The 11,676-nt window shown below is 59.9% G+C and carries 12 protein-coding genes; 5 read left to right on the forward strand and 7 right to left on the reverse strand.

Features of this window, described 5'->3' with window-relative positions:
• Nucleotides 1-123 precede the first annotated feature (123 nt).
• The 3 genes from Z052_RS16830 to Z052_RS16840 all read right to left on the reverse strand — a co-directional run bounded on the left by Z052_RS16830 (nucleotide 124) and on the right by Z052_RS16840 (nucleotide 3,468).
• The gene (locus tag Z052_RS16830) at nucleotides 124-1,482 is read right to left on the reverse strand and encodes a DUF790 family protein (protein ID WP_094520521.1); all 1,359 of its coding nucleotides are present in this window, start codon (nucleotides 1,480-1,482) and stop codon (nucleotides 124-126) included.
• Nucleotides 1,482-2,882 (reverse strand): DEAD/DEAH box helicase, encoded by a 1,401-nt coding sequence (locus Z052_RS16835; protein WP_094520522.1) that lies wholly within the window; start codon nucleotides 2,880-2,882, stop codon nucleotides 1,482-1,484. The genes Z052_RS16830 and Z052_RS16835 overlap by 1 nt, the downstream gene beginning before the upstream one ends.
• A 115-nt stretch (nucleotides 2,883-2,997) precedes the next feature.
• Entirely contained in the window at nucleotides 2,998-3,468 is a 471-nt protein-coding gene (locus Z052_RS16840) for a hypothetical protein (RefSeq protein ID WP_144050063.1), read from the reverse strand.
• Between the two features lie 149 nt (nucleotides 3,469-3,617).
• Here Z052_RS16840 and Z052_RS16845 point away from each other — a divergent pair, with 149 nt between their 5' ends.
• From Z052_RS16845 to Z052_RS16865, 5 genes are all read left to right on the forward strand, one after another.
• Nucleotides 3,618-4,178, forward strand: a complete 561-nt coding sequence (locus Z052_RS16845; protein WP_094520528.1) for a hypothetical protein — start codon at nucleotides 3,618-3,620, stop codon at nucleotides 4,176-4,178.
• A 24-nt stretch (nucleotides 4,179-4,202) separates the two neighbouring features.
• On the forward strand, nucleotides 4,203-5,021 hold the full coding sequence (locus Z052_RS16850; RefSeq protein WP_199058313.1) for a hypothetical protein: 819 nt from the start codon (nucleotides 4,203-4,205) through the stop codon (nucleotides 5,019-5,021).
• Nucleotides 5,018-5,998 carry a SprT-like domain-containing protein gene (locus Z052_RS16855; RefSeq protein WP_094520525.1) on the forward strand — a complete coding sequence of 327 codons (981 nt, stop codon included), beginning with the start codon at nucleotides 5,018-5,020 and terminating at the stop codon, nucleotides 5,996-5,998. Before Z052_RS16850 ends, Z052_RS16855 begins: the two co-directional genes overlap by 4 nt.
• A 240-nt stretch (nucleotides 5,999-6,238) precedes the next feature.
• Complete coding sequence (locus Z052_RS16860) at nucleotides 6,239-7,075, forward strand: hypothetical protein (protein ID WP_241897983.1); 837 nt, start codon at nucleotides 6,239-6,241, stop codon at nucleotides 7,073-7,075.
• A 263-nt stretch (nucleotides 7,076-7,338) separates the two neighbouring features.
• Nucleotides 7,339-8,349 carry a hypothetical protein gene (locus tag Z052_RS16865; RefSeq protein WP_158228717.1) on the forward strand — a complete coding sequence of 337 codons (1,011 nt, stop codon included), beginning with the start codon at nucleotides 7,339-7,341 and terminating at the stop codon, nucleotides 8,347-8,349.
• A gap of 399 nt (nucleotides 8,350-8,748) precedes the next feature.
• On the opposite strand, the gene Z052_RS16870 is transcribed toward Z052_RS16865, so the two are convergent.
• The 4 genes from Z052_RS16870 to Z052_RS20765 all read right to left on the reverse strand — a co-directional run.
• Entirely contained in the window at nucleotides 8,749-9,237 is a 489-nt protein-coding gene (locus tag Z052_RS16870) for a hypothetical protein (protein ID WP_094519469.1), read from the reverse strand.
• A 95-nt stretch (nucleotides 9,238-9,332) separates the two neighbouring features.
• On the reverse strand, nucleotides 9,333-11,150 hold the full coding sequence (locus tag Z052_RS16875) for an SWIM zinc finger domain-containing protein (protein WP_094519468.1): 1,818 nt from the start codon (nucleotides 11,148-11,150) through the stop codon (nucleotides 9,333-9,335).
• A gap of 65 nt (nucleotides 11,151-11,215) precedes the next feature.
• Nucleotides 11,216-11,470, reverse strand: coding sequence for a hypothetical protein (locus tag Z052_RS16880; RefSeq protein ID WP_094519467.1), 255 nt, complete (start codon nucleotides 11,468-11,470; stop codon nucleotides 11,216-11,218).
• Nucleotides 11,471-11,496: 26 nt separating this feature from the next.
• Nucleotides 11,497-11,676 (reverse strand): hypothetical protein (locus Z052_RS20765; RefSeq protein WP_206746950.1); only part of this gene is annotated, 180 nt, incomplete at its 5' end.

Raw genomic sequence — 11,676 nt, forward strand, 5'->3', positions numbered from 1 at the left:
TCTACATAAGAGCGAGAGCGATAACACACCACATTTCCAGTGAACACCCCTCGTTACGAGTGAGTTCGCAACTAAAGACAGCGACACGGTGGAAGGCATCGGTCGCCCAGTCACCGAAGTATCCTATTCAGAACCAGACAGTGTCTCGGATGGGACAGCAACGGTATCTGCCAGCTCGACCAAATCATAGACGTGAATCCCGGTTTTGAACCAGAGGATTCGATCGGCTGTCCGTCCGAACTCTTCACTCGCACAATCCAGGCGCTCTGACACGGCCAACACGAAATTGTCGGCCTCCACCTGACGAATCTTCGCGAGCTTTGACTCCAGATACTCGGGCGTCCAGAACCCGACGATCTCGAGAATCGCCCGTCGACCGTCGGAGTGTTCAATCGCAAAGTCGGGGATCATCACTTCGGCACCGAGGTCGAAGATGTCATCCTCACGGACGAGCTCCCATTCCGTATTCGAGCGCTCCCATTTCTGCGCGAGCATTCGTTCGACGTCGCTATCGAACTGATCTCCGGCACTGTAGTGCGAATCGAGGTTCTCAGTGTGGTCGAGTGTGAACGCTTGCGTCTCGCCGGTCGTTTCGTCGACGAGAATCTCGGCGGTCATCTCCCAGCGGTTACAGAGCGGCAACGCTGGCAGGAAGTTCGCCATGCGAATCCCGTACTTTTGTGATTTCGAGAAGAGTGATGCCGGCCCATCCAGCACGGCTTCGTAGCCAGCGGCCTGATCCGTGCTCGCGACACGTTTGCCGTTGACGTCGATCGGATAAATCCGGTGCATCAGGCCGAACAGCTTCACGTAACTGAAGACAGCCCCGAAGTGATCCCAGACGCGAATCCGCATCTCGGTTGCGTCATAAAGTACTGCCTGAGCGAGCGCGAGATTGTACCGCGTCAACAACCAGTCCACGGTGAGATCCGTGTGTTCGTATTCCTCGTCACTGCTTCCGGTCAACGCGGTCGTCGACGTCGACGAGTCGCCATCAGTCGCGTACTGGTCGGCGGTTCGCGTTCCGATTCGAACGAGCCGCTTGTTGTCCTCCAGATCGGCGTACATCCCGCGATAGCACTCCTCGAGTGAGATGCCCAACTCGTCGGCCACCGAACTGTACACCTCTAGTTTCTGTGTGTCCTCGCCGAGCGTTGGCTGACGCACGATCGGATACTGTTTATTGGCTTTCTCGAACAGCCGCTGGCGGATCTCGCGGGGGTCAGCCGAGGCGACGACCTCGAACTCGGACTCGTCTTTCAGGAGCTTCGCGAGCCCCTGGACGATCTTGTAGTCGGTATCCGCGACAGTCAGCTCGTCAATTGCGTCCTCGAGGTCGCCTTTCGGCTCATTGAGGTGGGTCTCGAACAGCTGGATGAGCTCCCGTGCCGTCTTCCGATAGTGCCCATCAGTCGGATCGATGAACAACGGCCTGATTTCCTTATCGGCCGTGCGCGATCGAGCGAGGTTGGCCGTTAGCACTACGCGTTCACCCCTTCACGGCGGCGCTGGGAGACGTACGTCTCTATTGAGTCGTCGGTGATAATCTCGTAGAGCCGTGCCGGCTGACGATCATCAGTGGGCCGCAATATTCGTCCGAGTCGCTGCGCGTACTGGCGTTTCGAGGCGCTCCCCGAGAGGATGATACCGACGTTCGCCGCCGGGACGTCGATGCCCTCGTCGAGGACCTGCGAGGTTACCAACATCGAGTGCTCCCCAGTCCGGAATCGTTCCAGAATCTCGGTTCGTTCGTCGGTTTTCGTCTGGTGGGTGATACAGGGGACGATGAACTCCTGAGAGATGTCGTAGGCGAAGTCGTTGTTAGCGGTGAAGATGATCGCGCGGTCGTCGTGATGGCGCTTGATGAGATTGTCGAGGGTGTCCAGCTTCTTTGTGGCCGTGCGAGCGATCCGCTCGGAGCGTTGCTTGGCGATGAGCGCCCGCCGACCCTGCGGGTCGTAGGAGGTTCGTTTGAGGAATTCTGCGTAGCCGTTGTCTTTCCAGAGGTCGAACTCGTGGCTGTCGACGTAATCACGATAGATCTGGTACTCTTCGTCGTACGTTTCGCGTTCGTCGGGCGTGAGATCGACCGACATGTGAATCGTCTCGTACTCGCTGAGGTACTCACCAGCGAGTTCGTCGACGTTCTCTCGGTAGACGACTGGGCCGAGGAGGTCCTCTAGCAGCTCGTGTTTCCCGTCGGGGCGTTCGTAGGTCGCCGTGAGGCCGAGGCGATACGGTGCGATCGTCATCTCGGGGATCTGCTGGTAGGTCGGGGCAGGCAGGTGATGTTCCTCGTCGACAACGAGTAAACCGAAGCGGTCGCCGTACTCGTTGACGTAACGGTAGGCGCTGTCGTAGGTGGTGACCGTGATCGCGGTGACGTTGTGACTCCCCCCGCCGAGGACGCCGACTGGCTCCGTAAGTTGGTCGCCGAAGGCGTTGGTGAGCGTGGCGTGCCACTGGTTCATCAGATCGATCGTCGGTGTCACGACCAGCGCACTGACGCCGGCGTCGGCAATAGCCTGGAGACCAAGGAACGTCTTCCCGCTGCCCGTGGGGAGCACGACACTCCCTCGTCGATCGTGGTCGATCCAGGCGTCGAGCGCCGCTTGCTGGTAGTCACGCGGTTCGATGTGGAGCGCTGGCGTGAGCTCGAGATCGGGGTATGCCCGCGCGGCGTCTTCGACCGATTGGACGGAGCCATCCTGAAGTGTTGCCTGTTTGTTGCCTTCCGTCCACGACCCAGCCCATTCGAGCAGGGATCGATATCGATAGGCTTGGGCACGGTACTCGTCGACGCGGTCATCCCACTCCGCGTAGAGTACGTTGTCGGGAGCATCGCGGAGCAGGAGCGTCCCCTCGTCGAACTCGATCCGCATTCAGTTATGAAAACGCGGCCGATCGGATTCAATCTGTGGGTCGGCGTACTCTCTCCCTGTCCATGAACAGTGGTGGCGTCGGCTGGATGTCTTCGGCTACCGACTCCGAATCTGATCACCCACCATTCGCCGACAACTCATCTATCGCGTCGTCCATAACGTTGTACAGTCGCTCGGTCTCCGGATACGTATATTCGACGTACTCCCAGACGAACTCCACCATTTCTTCAGTGTCGGGATTCGAGTCCGGGTCGAACCCAAGCACTAACTCCTCTGTCTCCTCATCGACCACACTGATTGCTGACTCAAGGACGGACTCGTCATCCTCTTGCTCCGTCTCGACAACGACGAGAATCTGCTCCCACTGCTCGTTTGTCGGATTCCACCCCACATAATAGTGCGTGTCACGGATAACGATATTGAGATGTGTGACTCGGTCGGTGTGCGTGTCGATGACGAGCGGGCCGACCAGATTGATCGCGTCTCCATCTTCGAGTGTCTCAACTTGGTTCATAGTTAGGCTGCCATCAGGCAACGCCTCAAGCACGACGACTGGGTCTCCCTCGGTTGTGGATGGTTCGGTCATATGATCGCAGGTCTTGCTGTAGACGTGATTGTCGGGACAGATTACAGTTTTGCGGACGAATATCTCCAACGTCCATGTCGACCGAGCGAGAAGTGACGATAGCGATGGTGGTGGAAAACACCTACGTCCCCGGCCTTCGAACGGCTACTGTGATGATCTGCGTGTTTCGTGTCTGGCTCCACCCGAACCCACCGCTGGGATTCGAGCCCGATGATGAAGTCTGGCGCGATATCGAGATCGGCGGTTCGCACACGCTAGCAGAGTTTCACGAGGCGATTTTCGAGGCGTTCGAACGCTGGGACAGCCACGCCTACGAGTTCATCACGCGCAACGAGAGCGGCATCGCGCTCCGGTGCTATGTCCACCCACAGCTCTACGAGGGCGGTCCGAGTTGGCGACCGATGGACGACGCGGAAATCGACCGCTTCATTGAGCAGGCTGTACCCGACGACGCCACCGAAGCGGCCAAAGAGCGGTTTCGCGACCTCCAGTCAAATCCGCCGCCAGAGGGCAACGCCGCCGAGACAACGATCGACGAACTCGATCCGGATACGCTGGGCGCGCTCTCCTATACGTTCGATATGGGCGACAACTGGGAACACTACATCGAACTTCAAGACACGCGGGAGGGATCGCTGGATGGCGACCCGAACGTCGTCGACGAACAGGGCGCGGCTCCGTCCCAGTACCCCGACTTGGACGAACAGTAAGCTATGCCACGCGACATCGCTCCATTGGCGAGCGCACTCGAGGACGCGACGTCCAGCGAACAGAGTGACGTCTACAGTCTGCTTGCCGCGTGGAACCAGTCGATCGAGACTGCACTCGATCGCGGTGGCTGGAGTCGGTTGCAGGAGATCAGAGGTCAGTATCTCGAAGATGTAATCGACTTCGTCGATACCGCCGCGACCGCCGACGGGATCGATTGGGCGTTTCTCGAAGAGTGTATCGATGGGTACCCGCCCGGGGTCGGCGATCACCACTGTTCGTCGATACTCGTCAACGTTGTCGCTCGCTGTGTGATCCGCACGCGAATCAGCGAGGGCGTCGATTCGATTCCGCCGTGGGCTCTCGAGTACCTCGCCGCTGTCACCGTCGAGGACGACGGCGAGTGGGCCTGGGAATCGACCGCCGCGTTCGGGTGGGCAGTCGGTCACCCGGAGATTGCTGTCCTCAATAGGGCCCTCGAACGTGCTGAGAGCGGCGACGAATCGTGGGCGATGGGAATACTCGAACACGCCACGTTCGCCGACCCCGAGGCCGGAATCGACCTTCTCGAACGGCTTCTCAATTCGCCTGACATCGTCGAAGATCTCCTGTTCGTCAGCTGTCTGCACGCGCCGTTCGAACAGGACTTCCCGGACTTTCCACAGTACTGGGAGCCAGACACGGAACTCGACTATCAGGTGGAGATTTCCGACGACCTACACGAGCGACTGCTCGCCATCATCGGTCAGTCGATCGACCCCGACCGTCTGAAACACTTCGACGACTCCTACCGGTTCGATCTGGAACGGGCTGCAGACGAATACGGCCCTGCGAACGACGCATGACGGGGGACGAAACGCGCGTTCGTGAGGAAATCGAGACCACGATTGATCGAGCGGGGTTCGACACGCTGGATCCCGCCGCGGTCCGAGTCGACGTCACTGATTCCTTTCGCCGCAAACTCGGCGAGTGCCGTCGACTCTCCGCTGCTGACCGCGACGCCGAGACCACAGTCGAATACGAGATCCGAATCGCCCGCCGGCTGTTCCAGGATGGTCGCGACGACCGGTGGCGCGATACCGTCCGTCACGAGGCCGCACACGCGTACGTGCTCGAGACGGTCGGTCCGGACGCCCAGCCCCACGGTGACGCGTGGAAGACCGCGGCACGCCGGGCCGGCGCGGATCCGGTCGCTCGCTACGAGGGCGACGACACCGTCGACGCGGACTACGTGCTCGCGTGCCCCAACGGGTGTTTCGAGCGCGGATACGTCCAGCGCTCCAAGCGGATCAAACAGCCCTGGCAGTACACCTGCGACGAGTGTGAAACGCGCCCGGTCAGCTACGACGTCGGCGAGCGGCCAGCCGATCCCGACCCCGGGATCTGTTACGTGGCGAGCATCCCGTGGCGGACACCCGAGGACCGGGATGAGACGGACGACGACAGAAGCACTGCCCGCTATCTGCTGGCCTGTCCGAACGGCTGTACGGCCTGGCCGTACCAGCGGCGCACCAAGCGGATCAAGAATCCCTGGCTGTACGTCTGCCCGGGGTGTGAGGCGACACTCCTCAGCTGTGACGTCGACGACGACCCCACCAAGCTCGAATCGGCGCGGTGTCACGTCGGGAGTATCCCCTGGCAGGAACCGCAAATCGTCCACGCCTGTCCCAACGGCTGTTTCAGCACGGGATACGGACAACACACCGAACAGACCAGACAGCCCAAGCGCTATCGGTGTGAGGAGTGTGGCGCGCGAACCGTCGCTTATCCCGTGGATGAGCAACCCGGTACCCTCAACCCAGGAACGAACTATCTCGACTGACCACCAAGCCACGCTCTCGAATTCCGTGGGGGGAGATCCCCGAACACAAATACGTCTCCCCCTCGCACGTCCAGACGAACACAAACGATGCCACACGAATGCGACGCCTGTGGCGAGACGTTCAACACGTTAAGCCGTCTTCGTCTGCACGATTGTCCGGCCGATGAGCCAGACGATCCGGACCCCTCGTCGTCGTTCGACGCGTTCCTCGATTCGATTTCGGACACGCTCAGCGCCAACATGCAGCAACGGAGTTCCGAGCGCAGGAAGCGGGGACTCGAAGCCGCGAGCGACGCGCTGAAAACCACGCTCGAGGAGGCTGCCCAGGGAGGTGTCGACGCTGCGTTCGGGTTGATCGGCCGGTACGAGCGAGAGCTTCGGGAGTACCACGACAGAGAAGACTACGACACGTATCGCGGGATTCTCTGGGCGTTTTACGAACCAGTTGCAGCGGCTCTCGACGAGAACGCCACCCGCGAGGGGTGGGACTTTCTCGTGGATCTCATCGACGCCTATCCACGTGAAAACACCGTCGAGGAGCCCCTCGTGAGCCCAGTCATCGAGAACGCGGTCGGACGGCACGTCATCCGGACGCGATTGGAGGATGGCGTTGCCGCAATCCCCGCCGAATCGTTGGTGTATCTCGGCTCGTTTTGGGAGTCGATGGGAGACGTCAGCGGGGAGGAATCACTCACCTACGGGTGGGGAATCGGCCACCCCGATCACTCGGCTGTAGACCACCTCCGAGACATCGTCACCGAGGAACTGTTCTGGGTCCACGGCGCCCTCTCGCACACGTTCTACGCCGACCAGCACGCCGCGGCCGACCTGCTCGAAGCATTGCTGACCGACGAGCGAATCGATTACGAGGATCGCTATACGCTGGCGTCAGTCCTCGGGACAGTTGACGACAACTCGCCACCACAAATCCCGCGCTACTGGGACCTTCGCGAGGAAGTTGACTACCACTTCGAGTTCGACGAGGCGGTCAGGTCGCGGCTGCGAGAAACGATCGAAGCCGAGGGGTTCCACCGGCGACTGGGTGGCGACTGGACGTTCAGCGATATGAAGATATAAGCGACATCGAGGAGAAACTCGAAAAAACGCCGCCGGAGGTGCTCCGAGCGTTTCTCGCCCGGGAGTTGGCAGCCGATCCGGATCTCGAACGGCGGTTTCATTCCTTTCTGGACACGTCAGATCTCGACGTTTACGAACTGAGGGACGAAATCGAATCCAAGTACGGGTACCAGTCTACACCGAACTTCACCACCTACGAAGATCGAGCAGAGTCGTACATTGAGAAGGGGCGATACCGCGACGCTACGACCATCTATCGTGCGATGTTCGAAGCGATGCGCGATCACCTCCACGAGTTCGATCCTCATTGGGGTGGGTTTGAACACGACGAAACCTTTCAGGACGCCATCGCGAGCTACGCTACCGCTATCAGCGAGGCGGCTCTCCCGCACGAGGAGAAACGCGAGTACATCGAGTACTGTTTCGACCAGTGGCTCGACGAACACGAGGAAGGTGGCTTCCCACAGCACTTCAGAGAGGCGCTCTGGGAGTTGTGCACGACCGAAGACGACTATCGCTACTGGCAGTCCCTGCTGCGGGATCGAATCGACGAGCGGCTCGATCCCGATCGACTCTACAGTGGCCAGTACGACGAAAACACGGATACGTGGCGACGTGGTGATCTCACTACCCCCGCCAACGAAGAGGAGTTACTCGACGGATTCACCGAAACCGCCTGGATGCGCGGCTACGTCGAACTGCTCGACCGCATCAACGAGCAGACGGAACTCGGAGCCATCCTCAACCGACACTATCCTGCGTCTCGACACCTCTGTCTTCGATACGCCCGACTTCTCGCGGAGGAATGTGAACATGAGGCCGCAATTACCGTCGCGGAGTACGGGACCGAGGCGTTCTCTGGGTCAGATACAATCGGGCTCCGTGAGTTCCTTGTCGATCAGTACGAGGAGACGGACGCCGACGCCTTCCGGGACACGATGGTCGGGTTGTTCGTCGAACGGACGGACTGGCCGTACTACGAGCAGTTGAAGACAGCAACGCCCGACGATGAGTGGGAGTACGTCGTCGACACGATCGTCGACCGACTGGATAGTCGGTGGGACGCCGACACGATAATCAAAATCTACTTGCGAGAAAACCGGATCGATGACGCGTTCGAGACGGTCACGAACGCCCGCGATCTCGATCTGTTCGAAGCCTACATCCACCAACTCGGAAACCACGATCCCGCTGCGTACTTCGATGCGTATCGTCGCAAGATCAAGAAGGCTGCTGCCGACGCGAGTCGTCGCAAGTATTATACTCAGCTTTGAACGTTGAGTATCTAACACTTAATCGACCGAAAATGGCGGCTGAGACGGTGTGAGCATGGAAAAGGGAGTTCAGCCGCAGACGCTCCACTTTCCACTAGAGGTTCAAACGCCCTGAACGCTGCCTTCATTATCCTCTGTGAATCACTCTCCAGTTCGGCCGATACCGTAAACTCCTCGTAGAACGTCTTTTCCTCCGATTTCGGGCCCAATAGTGTCAACACGACAACGTTCAAAGCTGAGTATTATACACAGGTGGCCGAACACCTCCAGACGATACAGACGCTGGGACGTGACCGACGGTTCGAAAATCTAGTTTCGTTCCTTCGAGAGAAGTATTCAAATCGTCCGGCGTTTCTCGACGAGCTGGAGAAAGTTGGGGTCTGAGCCCCGAACCCGTTCTTAGCCGAAGTAGTTCGGGAGAACGCCGTACGTTCTGGCGAGCGTCACGATTTGTTCCTTGAACTCGTCCGACTGCCTCTCGTGCGACTCCTTGAGTTCATCTACCTCGGAAGAGTATGCCTTGCGAATTGCGCTCGCTTCGGCCCGTCCCTCGACTGTCGGCTCCCAGACAACTGTCGTCCCGTAGTCGCCCGGTTCGAGCGGTGGGCCAAGCCGCTCGCGCTCCCCGACACGCTCGATCAGGCCCCGTTCCTCGAGTGATTCGAGTGTCTTCTCGACCCCTGGTTCGAGATCCGCGTCCGCTGCGAAAAACTGCTCGATCGATGGGAGTCCTGGTTCGTCTCCTGACGTGATGAGATCGAGTTCCGTACAGGCTGCGACGAGGTCGTCGGTCGTTTTTTCGACGCCACCGTAATCGTGTTTGTAGCGTCTATCGTGGGTGGTGAGTTGGTCGATGATCGTCCGCTCGATCCACGTCTCGGTTTGCATCGGGTCAAGTGTATCCACGAAGACAAAGAAGCCTATCGCACGAGGTGCCCCCGGGAGTCAAAAGGAGACTGTCCAGTCGCTCTCTGGTCGTTCTTTCAGCACGAGAACTCCCCCAACAGATCCTCCAGCATCGGTCGCAACTTGTACTTCTGATAGTGCTCGTCTCGTAAGTCCTTCACGTAGGCACGCCACTCGTCGAAGTTCCCCGACGCCTGGGCTGCCTTTCCCGCATACTCCAGCCAGTCCACAGCATGGCGATACCGCTGAGACTGTCCTTCTTCGATGATCGGCTCGGCCTGCTCCTTGCAGGCGTCGATCGTCCACTGGGGGTGCTCCTCCCAAACGGTCTCGACGACCGGTTCCACGACCTTGTAATCCGAAAGCCGGTCCGCGATGGCGATGGCCTCGTCGTATCGCTCCGCGTACAGAAAAATCTCGACGTGCTGTCGTGCAGTCCGCTGTCTCGTGTTCCTGTCTGTAAGCGACTCCAGTAGCTCCTCGCGTACGGTCGGCCACTCCTCGCCAGCGGTCTCCTCTGTAGCCTGATAGGCCGCAAGCGTCGGCGAGGCGTCGAACGCGGCGATAGCTGCCTCCAGCGCAATCTCGGATTCACCCATGCTGTTGGCCCGATCGCGGAGCCACTCGGCCAACTCCGCTTGCCCGCTGCTGTCGCCGAGAGTCAATCCGTGCTGGGCGATCTCCAGAGTGGCCTCCGGCCGGTCGTGTTCTCGAAGGCCTTTGGCCAGCGTGAGTGCTTCGTCCGGGGTGTACAGGTTGCGTCGACCGTACTCGATTGCCTCGTCGATCCGTCCCTCCTCGACGAGCATGGTGACGTAGTCGTCGATCAGGTCCGCAGCCTCCGCCAGGTTCAGGTATTCATCGATGCGGCCCTGGCGTTCGAGGACGTTGACGCGGGCCCTGACGAAGTCCTCGGCGTACCAGGGCGGGTCGCCCTCCCAGAGGTCGGCATGAGTAATATCACCGTCCATCGCTCGCTGGACCGGCTCGAAATCCCACCCCCGCTGTGCCGCTTCAAGTGCGACGCTGTACGGTGGCTGGTGGGTATAGCTCCCCATCTCCTGTTCCCACGCCCAGAGGCGATCCTCCCAGTCTGCCCGGTCACCTTCTGAGAGGTCGGCCGTGAGTAGCGCCTCGGCCAGCACTCGGTCGACCTCATCGAAAAACTCGAAGATCGCGTTCGAATCGTCGTACGAGAGAGCGAGCCACTCCTCGCCCATGAGTTCGTCGGCCAGCGGTTCGAGGATATCTAGTGCCGTCTCGCCGTCGCCGGCCTCGAGGGCTGTCCGTGCCTGGTCGAGGAGGTTTCGCAACTTCCCGACGTCAGTTTCGACTGCGTCATACGGGTCGTACGCGTGGGCGCTCCGTCCCTCGGTGGGACGGAGAATGTACTGCACCTGTTGGCGGATCGACTCCCGGTTGATGTCGGGCGTGCGGTCGCGAGCGTCGTTGCCCTCCTCTACTGCGTCCAGCGGTTTGAGCTGGGACTCAACCTGCTCTGCCAGCTCCGGGAGACTCTCGACGAGGTCGACGAGAACGTCACGGAGGTCCTCGGGGTCCGCGTCGGCGACTAGTTCGGAGACTGGCGGTCGCTGGTTGATCCTGTCGGGATCACGGACGTATGTCAGGAGGACACCGACACGGTGCTTGCAAATCCCACCGTGATCATACGGACAGGAACATGCCGTGTCGACGACCCCGGTTTCGTCGAGCTCGATCCGCACCTGGTAGGGCTCGTACTGGCTACCTTCAACCGCCGCTCGGATCGTCTCACCGCGCCGGACGAGCTTGACGACGGCACCCCCGTCGTAGTAGTTCTCTCCCCGGTCGTATGACTGGGGACGTGCCAGATCCCGGACTGCTGCCTCCGTGAGTGTCGGGTCGGGATCAACCATCGCTCGTATGGTATCTACGGGTTGAACCCGTAGTAATTGTGGTGGACGGTTGGGTGGCTGTGTGCCTACGAATCTGGAACCCAGACGCCGTTCACCGGCTGGAAGACGACGTAGGCGTCGACATCCGACGTGTCGGCCGGATGCGCGGTGTGTAGCGTGAGTTGCCCCCTGCTCGTGTGTTCTCGGTTCTGTTCAGTCACCCACTCCTCTGCGTCCGCTTTCGAGCCGAAGGCGAGTCGATCATCCTCATCGAAATTTGCCTCCGCGAGTGGTGTCTCGCGAAAGACCGAGTCTTTGATTTCCACGATGTAGTCGACCATAGCTGTTCGTTCGCGATCGCTCCCCTTCAGAATTCTCCAGACCAGGAAGAAATTATCTCTCCTGTTCCCACACACCAGATATGGGACTGACGCCCGAACATCTCTAGGCCGAACACCTCGATCCGCTCCCGCTCTTTCAGTCCGAGCAAGCTACACTTTGGCACATCGACACCACACATCCGGACATGGTCGCCGACGATCACGTC

Origin of the sequence: Halorubrum sp. C191, from assembly GCF_002727095.1 — an archaeon.
Classification (GTDB): domain Archaea; phylum Halobacteriota; class Halobacteria; order Halobacteriales; family Haloferacaceae; genus Halorubrum; species Halorubrum ezzemoulense.